The sequence below is a fragment of the Flavobacterium chungangensis genome (genome assembly GCF_042654045.1).
GTDB classification, from domain to species: domain Bacteria; phylum Bacteroidota; class Bacteroidia; order Flavobacteriales; family Flavobacteriaceae; genus Flavobacterium; species Flavobacterium chungangensis.
On sequence record NZ_JBHSFY010000018.1, the window covers coordinates 63,613 to 89,475 of the forward strand.

General features: G+C 32.0%; 24 protein-coding genes. 15 read left to right on the plus strand and 9 right to left on the minus strand.

The genetic code is table 11. From position 1 onward, the window contains the following. The first annotated feature begins 115 nt into the window (after positions 1–115). The 4 genes from ACFO3N_RS22520 (at position 116) to ACFO3N_RS22535 (ending at position 6,010) form a co-directional block, all read left to right on the plus strand. Entirely contained in the window at positions 116–2,647 is a 2,532-nt protein-coding gene (locus ACFO3N_RS22520) for a PIG-L family deacetylase (RefSeq protein WP_379801073.1), read from the plus strand. A 113-nt stretch (positions 2,648–2,760) separates the two neighbouring features. Further along, a complete protein-coding gene (locus tag ACFO3N_RS22525; protein WP_250836207.1) occupies positions 2,761–4,485 on the plus strand; it encodes a sodium:solute symporter family protein in 1,725 nt (574 codons plus the stop codon). A 267-nt stretch (positions 4,486–4,752) separates the two neighbouring features. After that, the gene (locus tag ACFO3N_RS22530; RefSeq protein ID WP_379801074.1) at positions 4,753–5,355 is read left to right on the plus strand and encodes a hypothetical protein; all 603 of its coding nucleotides are present in this window, start codon (positions 4,753–4,755) and stop codon (positions 5,353–5,355) included. 25 nt (positions 5,356–5,380) lie between these two features. Continuing rightward, positions 5,381–6,010 (plus strand): MCP four helix bundle domain-containing protein, encoded by a 630-nt coding sequence (locus ACFO3N_RS22535; RefSeq protein ID WP_379801075.1) that lies wholly within the window; start codon positions 5,381–5,383, stop codon positions 6,008–6,010. Between the two features lie 5 nt (positions 6,011–6,015). Here ACFO3N_RS22535 and ACFO3N_RS22540 read toward each other — a convergent pair whose 3' ends face one another. The 7 genes from ACFO3N_RS22540 to ACFO3N_RS22570 form a co-directional block, all read right to left on the minus strand. Then, positions 6,016–6,426 carry a DUF1348 family protein gene (locus ACFO3N_RS22540; RefSeq protein ID WP_379801076.1) on the minus strand — a complete coding sequence of 137 codons (411 nt, stop codon included), beginning with the start codon at positions 6,424–6,426 and terminating at the stop codon, positions 6,016–6,018. Positions 6,427–6,431: 5 nt separating this feature from the next. Further along, positions 6,432–6,953: a TetR/AcrR family transcriptional regulator gene (locus ACFO3N_RS22545; RefSeq protein WP_379801077.1), complete on the minus strand. Its 522-nt coding sequence runs from the start codon at positions 6,951–6,953 to the stop codon at positions 6,432–6,434. Positions 6,954–7,106: 153 nt separating this feature from the next. Then, positions 7,107–7,949 (minus strand): DUF2911 domain-containing protein, encoded by an 843-nt coding sequence (locus ACFO3N_RS22550; RefSeq protein ID WP_379801078.1) that lies wholly within the window; start codon positions 7,947–7,949, stop codon positions 7,107–7,109. 70 nt (positions 7,950–8,019) lie between these two features. Next, entirely contained in the window at positions 8,020–8,682 is a 663-nt protein-coding gene (locus ACFO3N_RS22555) for an HAD family hydrolase (protein ID WP_379801079.1), read from the minus strand. A 170-nt stretch (positions 8,683–8,852) separates the two neighbouring features. After that, positions 8,853–9,566, minus strand: a complete 714-nt coding sequence (locus tag ACFO3N_RS22560) for a tRNA threonylcarbamoyladenosine dehydratase (protein WP_250836263.1) — start codon at positions 9,564–9,566, stop codon at positions 8,853–8,855. A 220-nt stretch (positions 9,567–9,786) separates the two neighbouring features. Next, complete coding sequence (locus ACFO3N_RS22565) at positions 9,787–10,431, minus strand: TatD family hydrolase (RefSeq protein ID WP_379801081.1); 645 nt, start codon at positions 10,429–10,431, stop codon at positions 9,787–9,789. Beyond that, the gene (locus ACFO3N_RS22570) at positions 10,431–11,030 is read right to left on the minus strand and encodes a DUF1684 domain-containing protein (protein ID WP_379801083.1); all 600 of its coding nucleotides are present in this window, start codon (positions 11,028–11,030) and stop codon (positions 10,431–10,433) included. The genes ACFO3N_RS22565 and ACFO3N_RS22570 overlap by 1 nt, the downstream gene beginning before the upstream one ends. Before the next feature lie 99 nt (positions 11,031–11,129). Here ACFO3N_RS22570 and ACFO3N_RS22575 point away from each other — a divergent pair, with 99 nt between their 5' ends. From ACFO3N_RS22575 to ACFO3N_RS22615, 9 genes are all read left to right on the plus strand, one after another. Continuing rightward, positions 11,130–12,347 carry an MDR family MFS transporter gene (locus ACFO3N_RS22575; protein ID WP_379801085.1) on the plus strand — a complete coding sequence of 406 codons (1,218 nt, stop codon included), beginning with the start codon at positions 11,130–11,132 and terminating at the stop codon, positions 12,345–12,347. A gap of 163 nt (positions 12,348–12,510) precedes the next feature. After that, positions 12,511–12,879 carry a BlaI/MecI/CopY family transcriptional regulator gene (locus tag ACFO3N_RS22580; RefSeq protein ID WP_095931146.1) on the plus strand — a complete coding sequence of 123 codons (369 nt, stop codon included), beginning with the start codon at positions 12,511–12,513 and terminating at the stop codon, positions 12,877–12,879. A 7-nt stretch (positions 12,880–12,886) separates the two neighbouring features. Next, complete coding sequence (locus ACFO3N_RS22585; protein ID WP_379801087.1) at positions 12,887–14,461, plus strand: M56 family metallopeptidase; 1,575 nt, start codon at positions 12,887–12,889, stop codon at positions 14,459–14,461. 29 nt (positions 14,462–14,490) lie between these two features. Continuing rightward, the gene (locus tag ACFO3N_RS22590) at positions 14,491–14,859 is read left to right on the plus strand and encodes a BlaI/MecI/CopY family transcriptional regulator (RefSeq protein WP_095931144.1); all 369 of its coding nucleotides are present in this window, start codon (positions 14,491–14,493) and stop codon (positions 14,857–14,859) included. A gap of 11 nt (positions 14,860–14,870) precedes the next feature. Next, the gene (locus ACFO3N_RS22595; RefSeq protein WP_379801090.1) at positions 14,871–16,739 is read left to right on the plus strand and encodes a M56 family metallopeptidase; all 1,869 of its coding nucleotides are present in this window, start codon (positions 14,871–14,873) and stop codon (positions 16,737–16,739) included. 5 nt (positions 16,740–16,744) lie between these two features. After that, positions 16,745–18,184, plus strand: coding sequence for a serine hydrolase (locus tag ACFO3N_RS22600; protein WP_379801092.1), 1,440 nt, complete (start codon positions 16,745–16,747; stop codon positions 18,182–18,184). 42 nt (positions 18,185–18,226) lie between these two features. Further along, entirely contained in the window at positions 18,227–19,660 is a 1,434-nt protein-coding gene (locus ACFO3N_RS22605; protein ID WP_379801094.1) for a serine hydrolase, read from the plus strand. 81 nt (positions 19,661–19,741) lie between these two features. Continuing rightward, positions 19,742–19,885 carry an SsrA-binding protein gene (locus tag ACFO3N_RS22610; protein ID WP_095931140.1) on the plus strand — a complete coding sequence of 48 codons (144 nt, stop codon included), beginning with the start codon at positions 19,742–19,744 and terminating at the stop codon, positions 19,883–19,885. Positions 19,886–19,944: 59 nt separating this feature from the next. Beyond that, positions 19,945–20,790 (plus strand): EamA family transporter, encoded by an 846-nt coding sequence (locus ACFO3N_RS22615; RefSeq protein ID WP_379801095.1) that lies wholly within the window; start codon positions 19,945–19,947, stop codon positions 20,788–20,790. A gap of 83 nt (positions 20,791–20,873) precedes the next feature. On the opposite strand, the gene ACFO3N_RS22620 is transcribed toward ACFO3N_RS22615, so the two are convergent. Beyond that, the gene (locus tag ACFO3N_RS22620) at positions 20,874–21,428 is read right to left on the minus strand and encodes a fasciclin domain-containing protein (RefSeq protein ID WP_250836226.1); all 555 of its coding nucleotides are present in this window, start codon (positions 21,426–21,428) and stop codon (positions 20,874–20,876) included. Between the two features lie 213 nt (positions 21,429–21,641). Here ACFO3N_RS22620 and ACFO3N_RS22625 point away from each other — a divergent pair, with 213 nt between their 5' ends. Then, positions 21,642–22,169, plus strand: coding sequence for a biopolymer transporter ExbD (locus ACFO3N_RS22625; RefSeq protein WP_379801097.1), 528 nt, complete (start codon positions 21,642–21,644; stop codon positions 22,167–22,169). A 163-nt stretch (positions 22,170–22,332) separates the two neighbouring features. Next, positions 22,333–22,893: a hypothetical protein gene (locus ACFO3N_RS22630; RefSeq protein ID WP_379801100.1), complete on the plus strand. Its 561-nt coding sequence runs from the start codon at positions 22,333–22,335 to the stop codon at positions 22,891–22,893. A gap of 120 nt (positions 22,894–23,013) precedes the next feature. On the opposite strand, the gene ACFO3N_RS22635 is transcribed toward ACFO3N_RS22630, so the two are convergent. Further along, entirely contained in the window at positions 23,014–25,836 is a 2,823-nt protein-coding gene (locus tag ACFO3N_RS22635) for a DUF7619 domain-containing protein (RefSeq protein WP_379801101.1), read from the minus strand. Between the last annotated feature and the right edge of the window lie 27 nt (positions 25,837–25,863).

Genomic DNA, 25,863 nt, shown 5'->3' on the forward strand with positions numbered 1-25,863 from the left:
GTTTCATCATCTTAAAGAAAGGTATAATTATTGAGCGTTAACATTTCATTTAAATAATCTTCCATAAAATAATTACTATTTTTGGAATAATTTCAAAAAACACCTAACACTCACCATGCGAAAAATACAGATTCAAATCTTTCTTCTATTTTTTATAGGTTTTCAGATTTCATTTGCACAACAGCCGCAAAAGCCAAATTCAGTTGAAATTTACAATCAAATTAAAAAACTAAACTTTTTAGGTTCTGTATTGTATGTTGCCGCGCATCCTGATGATGAAAACACTAGAATGATTTCGTATTTAGCCAATGAAATGAATGCCAGAACGGGTTATTTATCACTTACTCGTGGAGATGGCGGACAAAACTTAATTGGCCCGCAATTGCGTGAATTACTAGGTGTTATTAGAACTCAAGAATTAATTGAAGCTCGAAAAATAGACGGTGGCGAGCAATTTTTTTCTAGAGCAAACGATTTTGGTTTTTCAAAAAATCCATCTGAAACTTTAGATATTTGGGACAAAAACAAAGTGCTTGCTGATGTAGTTTGGACCATTAGAAAATTTCAGCCAGACATTATTATTAATAGATTTGATCATCGTTCTCCTGGTACAACACACGGGCATCATACCTCTTCTGCAATGCTGAGTGTCGAAAGTTTCAAATTAACAAACGATCCAAAAGTTTATCCCGAACAATTAAAATATGTCTCTCCTTGGCAGGTAAAACGCCAATTCTTTAATCCTTCTTGGTGGTTTTACGGAAGCCAAGAAAAATTTGATGCTGCCAATAAATCTAAATTCACCAAACTAGAAACAGGTGTTTACTACACAGGAATCGGAAAATCAAATCAGGAAATCGCAGCTTTAAGCCGAAGCCGTCATCAGTCACAAGGTTTTGGAAGTACTGGTATTCGTGGTGAAGAAACCGAATATTTAGAACTAATTAATGGCGAAACCCCAAAAGAACGTGATAATTTATTTGATGGCATAGATACAAGCTGGAACCGTGTTAAAAACGGAAAACCAGTTGGAGATTTGATTTCTTCCATCATTTCAAAATACGATTTTAGCCATCCTTCTGCAAGTATTCCAGATTTAGTCAAAGCCTACGCAATGATTCAAGCTTTAGAAGATACCCATTGGAAAGAGATTAAACTTGCTGCTATAAAAAACATTATCGCATCTTGTTCTGGTTTATATCTTGAAGCGGTTGCCAACGAACAAGAAGCAACGCCAGGAAGTACAATAAAATTAACTCTTGAAGCTATTAATAGATGTTCTATCGGAATGCAATTAATTAGTGTGACTACGCTTCCAGACCATCAAACAACAGCCCAAAACGTTGTATTGAAGAATAATAACGATCAGAAGATCAATCTGCAATTGCAGCTTCCAAACAATATAGAATACACTCAACCTTATTGGCTAAAAGAAAAAGCAACAGTTGGAATGTATACCGTTTCTAATCAAGAAATTATTGGTACACCAGATATTATTAGAGACACAAAAGTGGTCTTTAACATCAAAATCAATGATATAGAGATTCCGTTTGAGCGCACTGTAGTGTATAAGTACAATGATGGCGTAAAAGGCGAAATGTATAATTTTCTTGATATCGTTCCAGAAGTTACAACTTCAATTTTAGAAAAAGTTTTAATTTTTGGAAATACCAAAAGCAAAATGGTTCCAGTAAAAGTTCGCGCTGGAAAAGATGATATAAAAGGAAATCTCCAATTAGAGTTGCCTAAAAGCTGGTCTGTTTCTCCAAAAGAAATTCCGTTTGTTTTAGACAAAAAAGGCAACGAGCAAATCTTCTATTTTGAAGTAACACCTCCATTAAATCCAGATGAAGCGACAGTAAAAAGTGTCGCAATTGTAGACAAGAAACGATTTGATAAAGACCAAACTATTATTGATTTCAGCCATATTACCAAACAAATGGTTTTAAAACCAGCTGAATCAAAATGCATTAGAATTGATTTAAAAATCTCTGGCGATGCCATTGCTTATATCATGGGCGCTGGAGACGAAGTTCCGGAAAGTTTGACTCAAATGGGATATAAAGTTTCGATCTTAAAACCCGAAGAAATTACTCCAGAAAAATTAGATTCTTTCAGTACTGTAATTACCGGAATTCGTGCTTATAATACCGTAAATGCTTTGGCAAACAAGCAAAATATACTTTTCAATTTTGTAAAAAGCGGTAAAAACATGATTGTTCAATACAACACAAACGGAAAATTAGTGACAGATAAAATTGCTCCTTATCCGTTGAAATTATCAAACGATCGTGTAACAGAAGAAAATGCTAAAATTACATTTTTAGCACCAAATCATCCTGTTTTAAATACGCCTAATAAAATTTCTGAAAAAGATTTTCAAGGATGGACACAAGAACAAGGGTTATATTATCCAAACGAATATGATCCTGCCTTCACTCCTATTATTTCGTCGCACGATAAAGGAGAATCTCCAAAAGATGGAGCTCTTCTTGTCGCACCTTACGGAAAAGGATATTACATCTACACTGGTTTAAGTTTCTTTAGAGAATTGCCAGAAGGTGTTTCTGGAGCCTATCGATTATTATCGAATATTATTTCTCTAAAACAGCCAATTGAAGCTCCTAAACAAGATTTAAAGCAATAAATATGGAAGCTAAAAAAACAAAAAAATGGAAAAAAAGCTACACTTATGTTTTAGTAGCAAATGCAATTTATATTGCTATCTTTTTCTTAATCATGCAATTATACTCATAACCTATGCAGCTATTTGACTGGATCGTACTTATTGTCACACTTTTATTTATTGTTGGATACGGCTCTTGGAAAACCCGAGGAAGTAAAAACGTAGAAGATTTTATTTTAGGAAACAACGAAACGCCTTGGTATACTGTAGGTCTTTCTGTAATGGCAACACAAGCGAGTGCAATTACATTTTTATCGACTCCAGGACAGGCTTATCACGACGGAATGGGTTTTGTGCAATTTTATTTTGGATTGCCCATTGCAATGATTGTTATTTGTTTGACTTTTATTCCGCTATATCATAAAAGCAAAGTTTATACGGCTTATGAATTTTTAGAAAAAAGATTTGATGTAAAAACCCGTTCGCTTGCTGCAATTTTATTTTTAGTACAAAGAGGTTTAGGAACTGGTTTAACTATTTATGCACCAGCAATTATCTTGTCTGCACTTTTAGGATGGAACTTAACTGTAATGAATATCATTATCGGAGTTCTAGTAATCATATATACCTTTTCTGGAGGAACAAAGGCGGTAAACGTTACGCAAAAACAGCAGATGTTTGTCATTATGTCTGGAATGTTTATCACGTTTTTCTTGATTCTGCATTATCTTCCAAACGATATGACTTTTAATAGTGCGCTACATATTGCGGGAGCAAATGACAAAATGAATATTGTGGACTTTTCTTTTAATCCCGAAGAAAAATATACTTTTTGGAGTGGTATTACAGGAGGTTTCTTTTTGGCACTTGCCTATTTTGGTACAGACCAATCACAGGTGGGACGTTATTTATCTGGGAAATCAGTTCGAGAAAGTCAAATGGGATTAATCATGAACGGACTTCTAAAAGTGCCAATGCAGTTCTTTATTCTTCTTACAGGAGTTATGGTTTTTGTGTTTTTTCAATTCAATCCGGTTCCTTTAAATTTTAATCCGAATAATAAAATTGCAATTGAGAAGTCGGCTTATAAACAAGAATATCATGTTTTAGAAGAAAAGCTAGTTAAGCTTTCTGAAGATAAAAAAGTTATTAATTTATTGTACATCGATCAGCTGAATCAAGATTATGACAATCCGATTTTGCGTAAAGAACTGGTTGCTTTATCGAATAAAGAAAAAGATCTTCGTGATAAAGCAAAGGAAATAATTTCGAGAGCCGATAGTAATTCAGAAACCAACGATAAAGATTATGTATTCTTTCATTTCATTCTGCATTATTTGCCAAAAGGTCTAATCGGATTGTTATTGGCCGTTATTATTTCGGCTGCCATGTCTTCTACTGCTTCTGGATTAACTGCACTGGCTTCTACAACAGCAATAGATATTTACAAACGAAATCAGAAAGAAGAAAAGTCGGAGAAACATTATTTGCATGTTACCAAGTTTTTTACTCTTTTTTGGGGAGTTATAGCAATACTTTTTGCCTGCGTTGGAACTTTGTTTGAAAATTTAATTCAGCTTGTAAACATTATTGGTTCTATTTTCTACGGAACTGTTTTAGGAATCTTCCTTGTAGCTTTTTATACCAAAAGAGTTCAGGCAAAACCAATGTTTATCAGTGCTCTCATAAGTCAGCTTACGATTTTTGTGATTTATTATTTTATGGTTTACAGACAGGAGAAACTGGGTTATTTATGGCTTAATTTTATTGGAGCTATTTTGACTATTGTATTGGCGCTTTTACTTCAGTTTTTGTTCTTTAAAGGAAAATCGGATGATAATGAGTTAATGCTTGAATAAAAGATGATTCGAAAACTGTTTTTAGTGGCTGATTCATTAATTAAACAAAAATCGTTCAAATAAGGCCTGATGCCCTAGCCCTGATGGGAGCGGCATCCTTTTGTGGCGGGGTTCGCCACAAAAGATACAGCGGACAGCAGGAAATAGCTGCTTAAAATTCGGATAACTATTTTCTTCCAATACAATTCTTCATTTATTGTAAGTAAAAAAGACTATTTTAGTAAGTTGTAAAACGGACCTAAAACTAACCAATTTTAAGCTGAAGAAATGAAGATTTCAGACGATTTAGAAAAACTATTGCCATTTGGCTATCTCTTTTTGATTGTAATGGGAATACTAAAAGACAGTATTTATTATTATCAATTCGGAATTAATATCTTAAGGTATTCTACTATTATGGACGTTTTAATTAGTCCGATTGCTGAATTTACCTCAAACCCAATTATTCTTGGAGCCATCATAATCCTTTTTTTGGTGCATTTTTATCTTCCTTCTTTTTTAGCGAAGAATAAAGATTTGGCCTTTGTAAAAAGATCTTTTGAACTAAAATCGACTGATGCATTATCTCCAGAAGAAACTAAAAGCTACTACAATGGTATTGCCATAAAATCACTTATACTTTTTCTGTTGTCTTTTTTTCTTGGCTATGGTATGGCAGGAGGTTATTTTACTAAGAAAAAGCTAAAAGAAAACAAATTGGATTACAGCTATCAAATGGATTTTAACGAAGGAGAATCTAAAAACGTTTTTGTTATTGGAAACAATAGTTTGTACTACTTTTATTTTGTCAAAGGAGATAAAAAAGTAAAAATTACTCCGCTAGCCGCGATAAAAAACATTGAACTCGTTGAGAACAGAATGATTGATTAATTATTGTTATCTAAAAAAAAGCTTTATGAAAGATCATAGAAGGTACAGCAATAAAACCAAAGCTGCTTTTATATTACTAGTTGTAATGCTTATCATTCTGCTTGGTAACTTTAATACGTTGCGAAATTCTAAAAACGTAAATGATAATATCAATGCTATTTACAAAGACCGATTGGTTGTGGCGCATTATATTTTTCAATATTCTAAAGAACTTCATTTTATAAAAGCTGAAGCTGAAAAATTAGATTTAAGTGATAATATCAAGAAAGATGAAATCATTCACACCTTAGACATTATTCACAATATTGATGATTTGTATGCCAAAACGGTTTTGACCAATAAAGAAAAACAGTATTTTGATGCTTTTTTACTTTCATGCAAAGAAATCAATAAACAGGTTGAAAATAAAGATTGGAAGAAAATAGCCAATTCGAGTGCGCAAGCATTAAAAACTCTCGAATCTCTTTCGCAAATTCAGATTGAAGAAGGGAAAGCGAAACTGGCTGTTGCAAATGCTATGTACAGCAGAAACAATGTACTTGGCCAACTTCAAATCGCATTGCTGATTGTTTTAGGAGGCATTACTTTTTATTTATTAATTATAAAGAAAATAAAAAGGACGGTAAAAATTCCTGAACCGCCCTCTATGAATTAAATTTCTTAAAGTTTTCTTTCTTCTTCTTTTATTGAAAGATCATTTATACTGGCAAAACGTTTTTGCATCAAACCATTTGCATCAAACTCCCAGTTTTCATTTCCATAGGCTCTAAACCAGTTTCCTTCAAGGTCTTGATATTCATACTCAAATCGAACCGCAATTCTATTTTCGGTATGCGCCCAATACTCTTTTTTAAGTTTATAATTTTTCTCCTTTTTCCATTTTTGCGTTAAGAACTGTACAATTTCTTCTCTTCCGTTTACAAATTGATTTCTGTTCCTCCACTCACTGTCAATCGTATAGGCTTTTGAAACTCTTTCTGGATCCTGACTATTCCAAGCATCTTCTGCTAGCTGAATTTTCTCTATTGCTGTTTCATATGAGAAAGGCGGCAATGGCAATTTCTGTTCCATAATAATTAGATTAAAGTTTGAATAATTTTTTTAGTTTGCTCAATAAGTTGATTGGATTTGAAAAGTTGACTTTCTATAATGCAACTCTCAAAAAGTAGATACACGTGATCTGATAAAATAGTATCATTTAAAGTTTCAGCAAAATAGACGCGTAAATCAGCTTTATGGTTTTGAATTACGTCTAAAATTTTAATATTATCGGATTGAATTTCTGATAGAATATTTAGAAAACTGCAACCTCTAAAATTTTCCTTTTTATTCATATAAATTAAGAAATCAAAAGAAGCTAAAATTTTTAGTTTGCTATCCTCTTCTTTGGATGTGAACTTTTGCAATTCTTCAAACCAAAAGAAATGACGCTTATTTAAAAAGGCCACACACAAATCCTCCTTAGATTTAAAATGCTGATAAAAACTTGCCTTTGCAACTTTTGCCTCTTCAATAATTTGATTGATGCCCGTTGCGTTATAACCCTGTGTGTGAAATAAAGTAAATGTTTTTTCTAATATTCTTTCTTTTGGTAACATAACATCTTAATTTATATCTGCAAATATAAAAAACATTTTTATACAAACAGACAAGTCTGTCTGTTTTATTTTAAATGCCAAAAAAAATCCAAAACTCGTCAGTTTTGGATTTTGATATTTTAAAAATTGGAATTTAAGAATTCGAAAGAATTATTATCTGCTCCACTCAGCGATACTATCTTTATTCAATTTTACGTAATCGGCGTTGTTTGCCGCTTCAGCAGATGCTAGAGAAGCTTTTGCTGTTTCGATTGCTCCTTTTTTATCTCCTTGTTTTGCCTGAATTTGAGACTTCAATCTTGTTACGTAATAGGGCTTATCTGAACTCATATCAAGCGCTTTGTCTACATAATTTCTAGCCGTTTCAATATTTCCGTTTGACTGGAATAAATATTGAGATGCTGCAAAATAATCATTCCATGTTGGACCAGCCAAAGTTTTCTCAATACTTGCTGTAGCAATTTTAGCTGTTGGAACTTCAAATTTTAAAGATACATGAGAATTTTCCCAAGCGATATCTAAATATCCAAAATTAGGATCTAATCCGTTGATTCCTATTGTAAAAGTTTCAATTGGAGTTGGCAAAGCATCTTCTTTAACTGTAGTTTTTAAAGCTACGTAAGAATCGCTCCAGTTTTCTGGCAATCCCCAGTTATCCGTAGAAAGATAGAAAATGATATCCCAACTTTCGATTCTAGGAACTGTATAAATTGCATATTTTCCTTTTTTTAGCGTTTTTCCGTCGATAATCACGTCATCACTAAAATTAATAATTGTATTTTCATTAGCTCCAGTTCTCCATAATTTTCCAAACGGAACTAAATTTCCGAACACAGCTCTTCCTCTTGCTCCTGGTCTTGAATACGTAACTTCAACATCAGTTAAACCAACAGTTTGTTTGATATATCCTTTTGGACTTGCTTGTGGAGTTTTTACTTGCGCTTCTGATGCTAATGGCGCTAAGATCAAGGCTAAAGCAATAAGTAGTTTCTTCATTATTTTAAGTTTTATTTTTTATCCAAATTTACAAATTCAATTAGGGAACAAATGTTAAATTTAATATAATTCAGTCCTTTAGCTGTGATATTTTTTCAGCATTCAATTCGTTAAAATGTTCTATAACTAAATCAGCCTCAGATAAATCTTGAAGATGAGAATGCTCGCTATTGTATCCTATACAATAAATTCCTGCCCCCTTTGCTGCTTTTATTCCATTTGTGCTATCTTCAATAATAACGCATTCTTCTTTTGGCGCAACAGAAAGAGAAGCCGCATGAATAAATATCGCTGGATTTGGTTTTGATTGAGGAAAATCTTCTCCGCTTACAATATGCGTAAAATACTGATGCAGATTGAATCTTGTAAAAACGCGATCGATAGTTACTTTTGAAGCCGAAGAAGCTAAAATTAATTGCATTCCGCTGTTGTACAAATCTTTAATCAAATCTTCGACTCCATCCAAAAGATACAAATCTTCCTTAGTATCAAAAGCTTCATTAAAAATAGTTCTTTTTCGCTGAATCAAATCTTCTACTTCCTGCTCTACAGTAGGGAAATAACTTTTTAAAGTTTGAAATGTATTTCGAGTCGAAAATCCAGTAAACGTAGTGTACATTTCTTCTGGAACTTCGATATTCAATTCGGAAAATTGTAAATAGTAGGCATAACGATGAACTGGCTCCGTGTCAACGATTACGCCATCCATATCAAAAATTACTGTTTTAATCATTTTTTTTTAAGGTACTAAGGTTCTGAGATACTAAGATTCTAAGGTTTCTCTCTTTTGTATTTAACTTTGTCAAAGTTATTTTAAGTTCTATTTATAAGTTCAAGGAATTAAGATCCAATGCTTCAGCTATAAAAACCTTAGCACCTTAGAATCTTAGTATCTTAGAACCTTTATTTTTTAAGCAGATGTCTAATCACTGTTTCTGCAGCGTGCAAGCCAAATAATCCTGGCATATAGCTGTTTGTTCCGTAAAATGACTTTTTAAAGTTTTTACCGTCTGTTAATTTTAAGCTTTTTTCGTCTTGAATTTCAGAAGAGAAAACTACTTTCAATTTATTGATTTTTACTTCTTTTAAACGCTTACGGACTGTTTTAGAAAAATAACAGTTAATCGTTTTTGAAATATCTGCTACTTTTACTTTAGAGGCCAACATTTTTCCTCCCGCTCCCATGCTGCTAATGATTTTTACTCTTTTGCGTTTGGCGGCAATAATTAGGTTTAATTTTGGAGTAATACTGTCAATACAATCTAAAACATAATCAAATTCTGGAGAAACAATCTCAAAAGCACGCTCTGGCGAAAGAAATTCCTGAACACGAGTTAAATTCAATTCTGGATTAATATCCATCAAACGATCACCTACAATTTTAATTTTTGGCTGACCAACTGTAGAATGCAAAGCTGGCAATTGACGGTTAATATTCGTAATATCTACAACGTCTCCGTCTACAATTGTCATATTACCCACTCCTGCTCTTGCTAAAAATTCAGCCGCAAAAGATCCAACTCCTCCTAGTCCAACGACTAAAACATTAGATTTTTGCAAATTTTCTAATCCTTCTTTAGTAAACAAAAGCTCTGCTCTTTCTGTCCATTCTGCCATATATTCTCTTTTTTTATTTTTTGTTTCAGGTTTATGATGTTTCAAGTTTCAGGTTTCAAGTTTTACGTTTTACGTTTTCCCCCATTGTCAGGCTGAGCGAAGTCGAAGCCCTCGCCTAATTGGAACGCCCTTCGACTTCGCTCAGGGTGACAAACTTTGAACATAAAAACTATATACTATTTATTCTTTACTCTTTACTCTATATTCTATATTCCTTTCATTATTTAAATAACCTTTTATAATTACTTAAAATAACGTCTTGTAATTCTTTTAAATTTAATCCTTTATATTCTGAAGCTAATTCATAAACTTGTTGAATCGATTCTTCAATTGTATCGGTTTCTAAGAAAAAACGATCATTTGGAACATTCTGAAAAACCATTTTCAAATCTGGATTTTTCAATAAATATTTTCCAAACGAAAGATAAAATCCAGCTGCAATTAATTGCTCTGCCAGTTGATTATTTTTTGAAAAGCCATGAATAATCATTGGAACTCCAATCTTCATTTTTTTCTTGATTGCCATTACTTCCTGAAAAGCCGCAACGCAATGAATTACTACAGGTTTATTAAATTTTTCTGCTAATTCCAATTGTTTTTCATAAACTGAAATCTGCAAGTCAAACGGAACTTCAATTCTTTTATCTAAACCGCATTCGCCAATGGCCAAACAGTTTGGAGTTTGCAGTTTTTCTTCAATAATTCTCAAATCTTCATCAATTCGATTTTCATCAATGTACCAAGGATGAATTCCGATAGAATAAAACGAAATCGTCTCATCAAAATCTTTTGGATACTGATTAACCAATTCTACGACATTAGATTGATTCGTAAATTGATGCGTATGAAAATTAAAATATTCCATTAATGAAACGCTTTTACTCCTGCTTTAATTTCAATTTTCAAATCATTTTCTTGTGGTACAAGCGGACAAGAATATTTGTAATTATAAGCGCAATACGGGTTATAAGCTTGATTAAAATCGATTGCTATTGTATTTCCTTTCGGAATTTCTAAATCAATATAACGGCCTCCAATGTAGCTTTGCTTTCCACTTGTTAAATCTGAAAAAGGCAAGAAAAGATGATTTTTATATTTTTCTTGAACGATAAGTTCTAAACTTTGGTAAACGGCAAGTTTAAAAGCTTTTCCGTTTATTTTAAAGTTTAAAGTACCGTATTTAATATACTTTGGAGTATAGTTTCCTGAAGTTTTCATTTCAAAAACTTTTCCTCCTTTGGCTTTTTCCAAAGTAGCAGTTACAAAATAAGTTTCTGAAATAGGAAAAAATTCTAAGCTTTTAAAGGTTTTCAAATCTTCAGCCATCAACGGACTCGTCTTAGAATCAGCAAACTCGGTATTGATTTTCTTTTGAAATTTTTGAACATCGGTCTTATTGAACTTTTTTTGTGCAAAGCCAAAATTAAATACCAACAATAAAGCAAGGGCGTTTATAGTTTTCATCTTAGAAATTTTCTGCAAAAATAGTTCAAAAGTAACAAAACACCAACCACTTAACGAGACAAAGTTTCCTAACTTTGTGACGATAATTTATCAAACAAAATGTTTAAAACTGCCTTAACTCACTACATTAACAACTTTCGAGGTTTTACCAGAGAAGTTTGGATTCTTGCTATCATCACTTTTATTAACCGCGCTGGAACAATGGTTCTTCCTTTTTTATCTAAATATTTAAAAGAAGATCTTCATTTTACCTATAACCAAGTCGGATGGATTATGGTGGCTTTTGGTTTTGGATCTATGCTAGGTTCTTGGCTTGGCGGTAAATTATCAGATAAGATTGGGTTCTATAAAATCATGATTTTTAGTTTATTCACCAGTGGTGTTTCTCTATTTTTTGTACAATATATTACCACTTTCTGGGCGCTTTGTGCCGCCATGTTTGTTCTTATGACGATTGCAGATATGTTTCGTCCTGCTATGTTTGTGTCTCTGGGCGCTTATGCCAAACCCGAAAACCGTACTCGTGCCCTTACGCTTGTGCGTCTTGCTGTAAATCTTGGTTTTGCGGCCGGACCAGCGCTTGGAGGTTTGATTATTATGGGAATGGGATATTCAGGTTTGTTTTGGGTTGACGGAGCTTCTTGTATTATTTCGATTTCAATTTTTGCTTTATTGGTAAAAGAAAAGAAAAAAGCAACGCATGATGATAAAACAGAAAGTGCTACTGATGTAAAATCGGTTTTTCACGATAAAATTTTCTGGGTTTTCTTGTTTGTAAGTTTCATTACGGCAATGATTTTCTTCCAGTTATTTACCACTTTACCTTTATATCATAATGAAAAATTTGGCTTAAGCGAATTCCAAACTGGTTTGTTAATGACTTTAAACGGACTTTTAATCTTTACTCTAGAAATGCCAACAGTTGGATTTTTAGAGCGAAAAGCTTTTCCAAAGATTAGAATTATCATCGTTGGATCGTTTGTTATGGCGAGCAGTTTCTTTTTACTTCTAGTTAATTTCTGGGCCGGAATTTTGGTTGTAAGCATGGTTTGCATTTCTATTGGAGAAGTGCTGACTTTTCCCTTTTCTAACGCATTTGCTTTAAGCCGCGCACCACGCGGACAAGAAGGCCGATACATGGCGCTTTACACAATGAGTTTTAGCCTTGCTCATATTATTAGTTCTAAGCTAGGATTTGAAATTATTACCCGATTCGGTTATCAAATTAACTGGCTTTTTATGGCCTGCATCGGAGTTGTTGCAACAGGATGCTGCATTTGGATTAAGAACGCTTTGACCAACGAAAAGATTTCGTAAAAAAACTTTTAACTTTTTAAAGCCTTATCATTCAATTTATTACAAATTTGAATAGTATTTCTGCGTTCAAAACTGAAAGCAAACTTAATTTTTAGTTAAATAACTATTTTTATAGTTGCGTAACTAAAAAAATAGTTGTAGGTTTGAATTAAAATTAGAGAAGATGCAGAAGTTAACAAACAAAGAAGAAGAAATTATGATGATTTTATGGAAGCTGAAAAAAGCTTTTGTAAAAGAAATCCAAGCCGAAATAACAGAAGATCAGCCACATTACAACACATTATCGACTATTGTGCGTAATCTGGAAGAAAAAGGATATGTTGGTCACAATGCTTTTGGAAACACACATCAATACTTTCCAATTGTGGCAATTGAAGATTACAGAAAAGGATTTATGAAAACCGCAATCGATAATTACTTCAATAGTTCTTATAAAAGTATGGTTTCCTTTTTTGCTAAAGAAGAAAAAATTTCAGCAGATGAATTGCGTGAGATTTTATCAATGATCGAAAATAAAAACGAAAAAAAATAATCAGTTTATGGAAGCAGTTTTCATTTACATCGCCAAATCAAGCAGTTTAATGCTAATGTTTTATTGTGCTTACTATTTTTTACTGCGCAAAGAAACATTTTTCAACAGTAACAGATGGTTTCTTTTATCTGGCTTGGTAGTCTCTGTAATTTTACCATTATTGACTTACACAAAAGTAATATGGATTGATGCTGCTTCTAACTTCGACACCAATATCCAAACAACATTAATAAATAACTCAGACAGCGAATCGGCAGAATTTAATTGGAATTATATTATTCTAGGCTTCTATGGGATTGGTCTTTTGGTTTTTCTTTTAAAACTGGCCATTGATTTTTATAGTTTGAATGCCATTATAAAAGGAAAAAAAATCAAACAACAAGCTGATTTCAAATTTGTAGATATCAACGAGAACATTGCTCCTTTCTCCTATTTTGAATACATTGTGTACAACTCATCACTTTACACAGCATCAGAATTAGAAAGCATTTTGGAACATGAAAAAGTGCACAGCGATCAAAATCATACTTTTGATGTATTGATTTCTAGAATCTTCAGCATCATTTTTTGGTTCAATCCGATCGTATGGCTTTACAAAAAGGCAATCACTCAAAATTTGGAATTTATTGCTGATAGTGAAGCTTCTAAAAAACTTTCAGACAAAAAAGCATATCAATACACGCTTTTAAAAATAACAACGCACGAAAACTGTGTTGCAATCACCAATCATTTTTATCAATCATTAATCAAAAAACGAATTGTCATGTTAAACAAAAATCAATCAAAAAAGAGGAATTCCTGGAAGTATTATCTTATGCTTCCTGCACTTGCCACATTTGTTTTATTATTTCAAGTTGAAGTAATTGCGAAAGAGAAACCACAAATTATAGAAGAAAACGATTCAAATATTGAATCTGTAGATGTTTTTAAAATCAGCAAAAATTCTACAGATGCCGAATTAAATGAAATCAAGAATAATTTGAAGAAAAACCACAATGTGAAATTTGAAATGTCAGAAATTAAGAGAAATGACTTGAACCAACTGACATCTATTACAGTCGATATAAAGAAAGGAAAACAACATTCAAAATCCATTCAAAATTCGGATAAAGCAATAAATGAATTCGGAGTAATTATTATTACTTATAAAAATGGCGATAAAAAATTAGGAATTCAGACTGTAAATAATTCTAATAACAAAGAACCTAAAAAAGCAATTAGCAATAAACTAAAAACCGAAACCAATGTTAACACTAATTCTAATACTAGTACAAAAACTAACAGTAATAGTAGTGCAAATTCTAGCACTACTGTAATTGTAGATAACGACAATAATACGGTTATTACTACTTCTTCTGATGAAGGAACATCTGTTGCTGTTTCAAATGGTGTAAAAACGAATGTAAAAACAGGTTTTCCGCTTGTAATTTTAGATGGAAAAGACATGCCTTCTGATTTTGATATGAACAGCCTTCCTCCTAGCACGATTAAATCGGTAAGAGTTTTTAAAAGCTTAGATGCCGTAGCTTTATTTGGTGAAAAAGGCGAGCATGGTATTGTCGAAATTAAAACCAAAAAATAAAAAGTTTTAATCTTTTAAATCACTGAAAAATGCAAAAACTGACCAATAAAGAAGAAGAAATCATGCATATTTTATGGAAGCTTAAAAAAGCTTTTGTAAAAGAAATTCAAGCAGAGATTTTAGAAGATCAGCCACATTATAATACTTTATCTACCATTGTTCGCAATCTGGAAGAAAAGGGATATGTTGCACATAATGCTTTTGGAAATACGCATCAATATTATCCAGCTGTAAGCATCGAAGATTACAGAAAAGGGTTCATGAGCACTGCAATTGACAATTATTTTAATAGCTCATACAAAAGCATGGTTTCTTTTTTTGCTAAAGAAGAAAAAATCTCGGCAGACGAATTGCGAGAAATCTTAGACATGATCGAAAATCCAAAAGCAGGTAAGTAATCAAAATAGTTATGGAAGCACTTTTCATTTTTATCTTAAAATCAAGCGGGTTATTAGCAATGTTTTATTTTGCTTACATCTTTTTACTTCGCAAAGAAACTTTTTTTAACAGTAGCCGCTGGTTTTTAATTGCGGGATTAATCACTTCTGTGGTATTGCCTTTTGTAGTTTATACGAAAGTAATTTGGGTTGAAGTGCCTCCAGCGCCAGCGCCAGATCCAATAATTACAACTACAACAACGGAGGTATCGAGTGTTTCAACTTCAAATCATGAAGCTGCTGTTTATGACACTCAGTATAAGCCAACAACTGTTTCTGTTATTGAAGAAGAGAATTTTGAAATCAATTGGACTTTGGTTGCGGCTGTCGTTTACGCAATTGGTTTCTTAGGTTTCATGATCAAATTTGCGCTTGATTTTTACAGTCTGAATTCTGTTTTAAAAGGAAAAAAAATTGAACAGCAGGAAGATTTTAAATTTATCGATGTTAATGAAAACATAGCTCCTTTCTCCTATTTCGATTACATTGTATATAACTCATCACTATATACTTCGTCGGAATTGGAAAGTATTTTGGAGCACGAAAAAGTGCACAGCGATCAAAAGCATACTATTGATGTTTTGATTTCTAGAATCTTTTGCATTCTATTTTGGTTCAACCCAATTATCTGGCTTTATAAAAAAGCTATTCTGCAAAATCTTGAATTTATTGCAGATAGTGAAGCTTCTAAAAAAATTGCCGACAAAAAAGCGTATCAATACACACTTTTAAAAATCACAACACACGAAACTTGTGTTGCAATCACCAATCATTTTTATCAATCATTAATCAAAAAACGAATTGTCATGTTAAACAAAAATCAATCAAACAAAAGAAATTACTGGAAGTATTCGGCAGTAATACCTGCTCTTGGTGCGTTTGTTCTTTTATTTCAAATAAGAACCATTGCACAAGAAAAGAAACAGGCTGAAGTTGCAACAATCCAAAGAGACACTGTTAAGGATACAGAGCAAACAATCAAAATTACTAAAAACACGACTGATAAGGAATTAAAGGAATTGCCAGGACAATTAAAGGCAAATCATAATTTGGATGTTGAAATTTCGGATGTGAAAAGAAATACAAAAGAAGAATTGACTGGGATTCAAATCAAAGTAAAATCGGATTCTGGTAAAAAACAAATGATCAGAATTGACGGAGACGAAGCTATTAAAGACTGCGAATTGGCAATTGGAACAAACGAAAACGGATCAAAGGCTATTGTAATTAATACCGATGGAAATTTCAGAACGCCAATGATTATCAAAAATAACAAAGTTATTGTTCGCACTTTTGGCAATGGAGAATCTGATGTTGCAGCTCCTGCACCTCCAACTCCACCAGCATTTCCTTCAGGACCGATGCCTCCTGTTCCAGCAATTGATATGTCAAAAATGCCAAAACCTCCTGTAGCTCCAAAAAATCCAAAAGATAAAGTAGCAATGGCTAAGTTTGAAAAAGACATGGAAGCTTTTGGAAAACAAATGGAAGCGTTTGAGCCTCAAATGAAAGAATACGAAAAGCAGGTTGAGGCTATCATGTCGCAAAGAGCAGAAGTTTACGAAAAAGAAATGGCGAAATATGAAATTGCTATGGAAAAATTCAGCGCAAACATGGAAAAGTTCAACTACGACTTTAATTTCAAATTCGGAGACGATTCTAAAGACTATGAAAATAGCATGAAACAATACGAGCAAGACATGAAACAGTATGAGCTTGATATGAAACAACATGCTAAAGATATGAAGCAACATGAAAAAAACATGAAACAGCATGAAAAAGACATGAAGCAGCGTGAAAAAGAGATGAAAGAAATGGAAAAGCAGAATAAAAAAGCTTAATCCTTATGAGAGTCTTTCTTACCGTCTCTTTACTATTCGTTCTTAATTTATCTTTTGGTCAAAAAAATGCTGACAAATCAACAGAGCAAAAAATTGACCATTACATAAAAGAAGTAATAGCAATTAATGAAATTCCCGGTGTGGCATTGGCAGTAATAAAAGATGGTAAAATTGTTTATGAAAAATATTTTGGAAAAGCTTCTATAGAAGATGATAAAGCAGTGGATAAAAACACTGCTTTTAAAATTTTTTCGACTACCAAATTAATTACCAATGTTGGGATATTTCAACTTATTGAACAAGGAAAATTATCACTCGAAGATCCTATTTTAAAATATTTAGAAAACACTCCAAAAGAATGGCAAGAGGTAAAAATTAAAAACTTGCTTTCTCATTCTTCTGGACTTCCTGATGTCGTTAGGTTTCAAGAAATTCCAATAACGGCGCCACTTGACGAAAAAATAGCTTTACTGTCTCAAAAACCAATGGATTTTAAACCAGGAAATCAATATCGTTACAATCAAACTAATTATTTGTTTCTGGCTAAAATTATCGAAAAAATTAAAGGTTTGCCTTTTGAAGAATATATTTTACAAAATCAGTTTCCTTCTGTAAAATCGGGTGTTTATTTTTCGTCCAATTTTGGCGAAACGGTACCCAATAGTGCTTCTAGATACAACTATGATGATCAAACAAAAAAGTACGTTAAAAGCACTTCAAACTTTGGCACCGACGCTCATTCTGCAAACGGTTTAAATATTTCTTTACCGAATTTTATTCTATGGAATGAAAATCTTGATAAAGCCGTTTATCTTCAAAAAGAAACCCAATTTGATATGTGGAAACCGTTTCCGTTTGCCAACAACACAGATCGTTTTGCTTTTGGCTGGGAAATTGTACCGGTTAATAATGTCCTTTCATACGGCTTTACTGGTGGCAATGAAACTGCTTTTAGAAAATTTATTGATCGTGATTTAACGATAATCTTTTTATCTAATGGGCATAAATATTCGGGCTTATATGTACAAAGTCAAGTAATTAATCATGTGGCTTCGATTGTAGATAAAACACTTACAGATGAATTTTTACTCGCTGGAGAAAAAATCAATCAGAATTTTTTAAAATTAGATTTTACAAAATCGCAACAGAATTATTTAGCCATAAAAAAGAATCATCCAGATTGGGACTTTGAATATCGACTGAATGTTATTGGCTATACATTAATGGATCACGGAAGATTGCATGACGGAATAAAAGTTTTAGAACTTAATGCAAAAGAGAATCCAAAATCTGGAAATGCGTTTGATAGTTTGGCTGATGGCTATTTTAGAAATAATGAATTGGCACTTTCGAAAGAAAACTACCAAAAAGCATTATCTCTTTCTCCAGATAACAATAACGCAAAAGAAATGCTGGAGAAAATCAACACAATGTTAGCGAAGTAATCTATACTTCTCTTTAATAAATGAAAAAACATATTTACGAAAATGAAAAAGCTCATTATACTCCTGTTTTTATGTTTTAGCTTTTCAATTCTAGCGCAGAAGAATACTGCTGAAAAAAATATTTTTACTGCAATGGACAAAACAGCTTCGCTTTTAATAGGAAAGTCAAAAGCTAATTCTATTTCAATTGGAGTGGTTAAGAATGGAAAAAACTATACGAGACATTACGGCGAAATTGATAAGGGAAAAGAAAACATTGCGAACAACAATACTGTTTTTGAAGTTGCCTCTATAACGAAACTATTTACAGGTTTACTGACGGCACAAGCGGTTTTGGAAGGAAAATTGAATCCAGACGATGATATTAGAAAATATATTACAGGCTCCTACCCCAACTTAGAATATAACGGAACTCCAATCACTATTAAAGATTTGGTTTCTTTTAGAACTGGTTTTGACAAAGATCTTCCAGATACTGCCGAATTAAGAAAAAACAGAAACGATAGTAGTTATTTGGCTTTTAAAAAAATGGATGAAACGTATAGTCGTGAGAAGTTTTTTGAAGATCTTAAAACTATAAAATTAGACACTTTACCAGGAACAAAATTCAAATACAGCAACGGAAGTCTTAATCTTACGGCTCATATTTTAGAAAACGTTTATGGAAAAAGCTATGAAACGCTTTTGAAAGAAAATATTTTTTCAAAACTTGACATGCAATCAAGCGGTATAAATTTAAGTCCAAATACTGTTATTGCAAACGGCTATAATCTAAAAGGCGTTCTAATGCCTAACATTTCAGACAATCTTTGGGGCGCCGCTGGAATGCTAAAATCTACTTTAGGTGATTTGACTAAATTTATTGCTTATGAGCTTAATACAAAAAACAAAATTGTTCAAGAATCGCAACGAAACCTGTTAAATAGCCCAACAACTTGGAACGGTTATTTCTGGGATTATATTCAAGTAGATGAAAATGGGAAAAACTGCTGGAAACACGGCGGTGCTTTTGGAACTCAAAATATGCTGGTTGTTTATCCTGAACGCCAATTAGGAATTTCAATCATTGTAAATATAAGTGATGAAAATACTGGCAATGCCCTTGGTGAAGCCATTACAAGACTCTCTAATGATTTATTGAGCGAAAATAAAAAACAATCTGGCATTTACGGTTACAAGATCGTTAACGATAATGTTGTTTTTGTTTATGAACATGATAAGAATTTAGATCCAAATTTGGTTAAAAGTGTTTCCATAGCGGGTTCTTTTGACCAATGGAATCCAAATGATCAGAATTTTCAAATGATTCAGAAAAGTAAAAATACATTTGAATTATCGGTCCCAAAATCAAAATTTGAAAAAAATAAAACACATCTTTTCAAATTTGTCATCAATAAAACGGGATGGATGGAAGCTCCCAAAAATGCCATAAATCGGGAAACCGAAGGCGACGAAAATCTGATTCTCAAAATTTAAATACTTTTACATTTTACTACCCAAAAGACTTTGCTTCAAACACAAAGTCTTTTTTTATATCTTTGAACAAACAAATCTACTATGTATAAATTATTAGCTAAACTAAATAAACTACTTTTGCCAAGCTTTACCAAAAAGGGTCTAGATATTTCTAAGGCTACGAAATGGCAAATGGCTATTATTGGTTACCGCGCCTATGTTACAAAAAGAGCACTGGACAATTAATTTAGAATACATTTTATTATCCGACAGCAATTATTTTTTATAATTCTGTCCTATTTTTTATGAAAAACCGAGAATTCAGCCTTCCTCCTGTTCCAGCAGTATTATTAGCTATTATTAGTGTTCAATGTGGGGCTGCAATTGCCAAAACACTATTTCCTACAATCGGCGCAGCTGGTACGGCATCTATGCGCATTGGTATTTCGGCGTTAATTTTATTACTCGCTTATAGACCAAATCTAAAAGCGATAACTCCTCAACAATGGAAAATTGTAATTCCGTATGGTCTGTCGTTAGGGGCCATGAATTTAATTTTTTATCTCGCAATAGAAAAAATTCCAATTGGTTTAGCGGTAACTTTAGAGTTTGTTGGTCCTTTAATACTCGCTATAGCAGGTTCAAAACGTTTGGTTGATTATTGTTGGGTGATGCTGGCTGCAATTGGTATTTTATTAATTGCACCATGGACAAACGATCGCTTAGATCCTATCGGAATTATATGCGCGCTTCTAGCGGGAGCATTTTGGAGTGCTTATATTGTTTTAGGAGGTAAAATTTCGAAAATAATGAATGATGGTGATGCCGTTACAACCGGAATGCTGTTTGCGGCGATTTTAGTCTTGCCTTTTGGTTTTCTAGAAAGCGGATTAAACAATCTTACTCCAAAATTATTCGGAATGGGTGTTGCTCTTGCGCTTTTGTCTAGTGCAATTCCGTTTACTTTAGAAATGAAGGCTTTAGGAAAACTTCCACCCCGCACTTTTAGCATATTAATGAGTCTAGAACCAGCAGCAGCTTCTATTTGCGCTTTTATATTTCTTCAAGAAAATTTAAACTTCTATGAAATTCTAGCTGTAGTTTGCGTTATAATTGCTTCTGCAGGAAGTACTTTGACCGCTAAAAAATAATCTTGGAAAAATCTCAAAATAAAAATTCCAAATTCCAATTTAAGCTTGGAATTTGGAATTTCTTTTTTGGAATTTGAAACTACTTATTTTTTTGGAAGCAAAACAGCATCTATTACATGAATTACACCATTTGACTGATTAACATCTGCAATGGTAACTTTGGCTTTACTGCCATTTTCGTCAGTAATATATAGATCTTTACCTTTCATCCATGCCGTAAGGGTTCCACCACTTACTGTTTTAATCGTTGCTTTTCCTTTTCCGTCTTTTATTGCTTTTGCAATATCAGCAGAACTCCATTTTCCCGCTGCTACATGATAAGTTAGGATATTTTGAAGCATTTTTTTATTCTCTGGTTTCAATAACGTCTCTACAGTTCCTTTTGGTAATTTATCAAAAGCGGCATTAGTTGGAGCAAAAACAGTAAACGGACCTGCCCCTTTTAATGTTTCAACTAAATCGGCTGCCTTTACTGCTGCTACTAATGTGGTGTGATCTTTTGAATTAACTGCATTTTCGATAATATTTTTATTCGGATACATCGCTGCTCCACCAACCATTACTGATTTTTGTGCATTTGATGTAAATGCAAATCCTAAAGCTAAAACTGCAAGAGCTAAAAATTTTCTAGTTTTCATGTTTAAATGATTTTAAGTTATAAGTTCATTTACGCAGGAAAAAATGTTTTGGTTTTAAATTAAAACAAATTAGTTTCGAAAAAGAAAACTATATCTTTCTAAGTACTAGCAAAACAAGGCTTTAGTAGATTTTAAATTTTATTCTAAAAATTTTAAGAATACATGAATTTTGCTTTCTTTTTATTATTAAATTTAAATTCAAAACTATTCTTTATGAAAAATTTACCACAGAAAGTACGAAGCAAAAAGTTAAGTTCGAGAGTAGATTTAACTGCAATGGTTAGCGTTTCGTTTTTGCTGATTATATTTTTTATGGTTGTTAGGGAATTGTCGAAACCCAAAGCTATGGAATATGATAACGGCCAAGATAGAGAATGTTGCGATTGCCCACCACGCCATTATGGCGAAAATAGATCAATAACCATAATGTTAGGTGAAAACAATAAAATGATATACTACATGGGAATTTTAAATTCCCCAATAATTTCTCCAAAAGAAATTAAATATGGTAAAGACGGAATTCGCCAAGAATTACTAAAAAGAAATAAAAGCATGCTCGAATATTCAGCTGCTTTAGGAAAACCTGGACGAGGAATTACAGTAGTTATAAAACCAAGTAAAAAATCTAACTTTAAAAACCTAGTTGATATATTAGATGAAATGGATATTGCAAATATAAGCGCATATGTAATTGTAAATGATTTTACACCAGAAGAATCTAAATTATTAGCTTTAAAATAAAGAGATCAATGTCAAAGTTTTCAAAATCGTTCGAACTGGTTTTAGGAAATAAAAATATACTAGAAATTTTATTATTTTATAAAATAGGCAAATAGAATACTCTAGTTTTTCTTTGTTATAAAATTGTAGTATTTTTACTAATTATTTGAAAAGTGATTAGTAAATGAGAAGAAAAATAAATAAAAAGAACAACAATCTTAAGTCAGTTTTATTTGCTATAAATTGTGTTTTCTATATGGCACTAATATTTTTAATATATATAAGCCAATTAGAAAGACCAAATAGTTTAGTATATTATTTTACAAATTGTTCTAATAGGGAAAATTTAACGAATTGTATTGTAACACATGAGAATGGGATTTTCACTAATGAAAATGGTTCGCTTCTTCCTGCACAAAATTTTGTATTTATATCGTTGTATAAAGATAAAATATTTATTTCCAGACCATACTTTATAGACTCAGAAAATGTAATTAAAACATACTATGGAAGAAATGGAATTAGAAAAGAACTACAAAAAATTAATTCCGAAATAAAACAGGAATCAACTAAATTAAACATGTCAATTAAAGGAACTGTAGTAATTATCAAACCAACTAAACAAAGTACTTTACAAAATCTTGTTGATATTCTAGATGAAATGGCGATTGCAAAAATTGGAACATTTACCATTGCTAACAATTTTACTCCTTATGATTCAAGTTTTTATCTTCAAAACAATTAAAATCTATCACTTTCAAAAAAGGTTCTCGACTCCGCTCGAAATGACAAACGAGATAAACTTGAAACCTGAAACTTTAAACCTGAAACAAAAAAAATCCCACATTGCTGTGGGACTTTCTATTTAAATCTTAATGAATTTCATACTTGAACTTCCTTTATCTGATTTTACTCTTATAAAGTAATTACCCGTTTTTAGCTTAGAAATATCAATATTCGAAGTTGTCTTTGCGTTTGGAATGGCTATTATTAATTGCCCTAAAATATCATAAATCTCAAAAGATTGTATCTCTATATTCTCATTTTGAGAAATATTTAAAATTTGATCTGATGGATTTGGATATAAAACGAAATATCTCGAAAAATCAAAATCCTGAGTTGAAAGAGTACTAGTTTTAAATGTTGATGTCGCTTTATTGGTCAGAATTGGAAAATTATAATCGAAATAAATATTCGCATCATTTGTAAACGAATCTCCAACTTGTAATGTTGATTTTGTTTTAATTTTAAAAGCAATATATCCATCGTTAGTTGCATCATCAAAAGGAAGATTAATATTTTCAAAAATAAATTCTACCTTATTTCCTCCAGAAATTTTAGTTACAAAAGAATGGCTTGAACTCGTTGGAATTAAAGTTGAAATATCAAACTTAGTCAAATCTATCATGTCTTTAACTACAATATTTTGAGCAGGATACGTTCCTGTATTTTCAAAACGGATCATATAATGCACATACTCTCCTATTAAGTCTGGAGTAATAACATCACCTTCTAAACAAGTTTTATCGTTTGGATCATAAGACCCCACAACGGTTTGATTTAAAGTAAAATTGTTATCTAAAGGGGTTTTATCATTATTTTGCGAAGTTATAGATACTTTATATTTTAACACATCTCCATTATTAACCGCTGGAGTATCTGTTGGTCTGTTAACTTTAAAAGTTAAAATAATTTCTTTAGTTGCAAATGGAGGAAAATCAGTAAAATTCCAAGATAAAGTATTTCCTGTCCTACTTTCTACTGATGCACTGGAAACAATTAAATCTAAAACATTATCATTAAAAGTAAAATTTACAACGCCAGATTGAGTAACATTTCCTTTATTTCTATACACTATTTTATACTTTGCGTCGAAACCTGGGCGCGCAACATCTATCGGAATTAAAACCACTTCTAAATCAGGCTGATTTCCATTTGATGAAATACAAAAATCTTGTATGTAAGGGCTTGTCTGAGTTGGAAAATTTACAGTTAAAGAAGTTGGAGAAACAGTAAAGTAATTCGGATTTTCTATAATTGGTCTAATAGTAGTTACACCTGTCTGAACAGGAATAGCATAAGAAGAATTACTCGCAGGATAAAAACTGCCAGAATTTGTTCCGTTAGTAATTGTATATTTTAAATTTGGAAATATTGAATTGTTTGCCACACATCCTTTATTATCAAAATTATATTTATTAACTCCGCTGATAACATAATACTCTTTACCCGAAACAAAATTACAATAGGTATTTATTTCACAGTTTTTCGGATTTCCTAATAACTGCTGGTAATACTTTATATTTTCATCATCAACGCATAAATATTTTAGCTTTGGAGCACCTATAATATAACTACTAGAGGTTTTTCCATTTTTTAACAATAAATAAAGTAAGGAATCATTGTAAGAAAGGTATAAGGTCTCTAGTTCCTTTAATGAAGAGAAATCTAAGAACTCTATTTTAGCAGAAGCTCCATAAATAGATTTAAGATGTACACTCTTTGATACATCTAAAGATAGCAATGCACTGCCTTCATAATTTAATGACTCTAAGTTTTCAAAACCCGACGTATCAAGAGTAGTCATTGAAGAATTATAAGTGCAATGCAATGTTTTTAAGGTAGGTATAACCCCTAAATTCAAACTTTCTAATTTGTTTTGACTACAATCTATAGAGGCTAAACTATTGCATTGAGAAACAGTCAAACTATTTAATTTAGGTCTAAACGTATCACCTTTACAAATTAGCGTAATAAGTTTTGGTAAATTAGAAATATTTAAACTTGTAAAAGAATTACTCGAACAGTCCAAATATTCTAAATCTAAACATTTTTGAACATCTAAATTAGTTAGCGAATTAATTTGAACAAGAAGAGTTTTTAGCTTTGTTAATGGTGAAAAATCAAGATTTGTAATTAGATTAGAACTGCATCTTAGATAAGTTAAATTTTTCAAACCTGATAAGTTTAATGCTTTTAATCCGTTGCTGCTACAATCTAAAAAATCCAAATTATCTAAAGTACCGAGGGTTAAAGCTGTTAAACGACTCTCATTACAATAAACCTTTTTTAAGCTTACTAATCCCGTCAAATCTAAATTTGTTATAACAGTAGAAAAACATCTTAAATCGATAAGTTTTGTTAAACCCGATAAATTAAGAGAAGATATTCCTAATCGACTGCAATCCAAATACTCTAAATTTGTTAATCCAGAAACATCCAAGGAAGTAAGGTTGACGCAATTATTTGTATCGAGGTATTTTAACTTTGTTAATCCCGAAATTTTTAACTCTTTCATTTGATGCGTTCCAGAACAAGTTAATTTCTCCAAATTTTTGAGTAAAGTAAGATCAAGCGTTTGGTTATAGAAACCCGAACAATTCAGATCTATCAAATTTGTAAAATTTTCAATTCCTGATAAACTTAAAATGATTCCTTCTCTTACGGGCATGTACACATTAAGCTTGTATACATTTAATGCTTCGCTTATTTCAATTTCTTTATTGTCATTCAAATCAATTTTGATAGAATTTCCATTACTATCTTGAGCAATTGTATTAGTAGTATTTGCTTTAAGCAAAGTCTGTTTGAAAGTAACATCAGAGATTGTAATTGTCTGAGCATTTAAATTAAAAAAGCAAAAAGATAAAATTAAAAAGTAGAGTTTCTTCATATGTGGTATTTTCATACAAAAATAACTTTTTAACAGAATAAC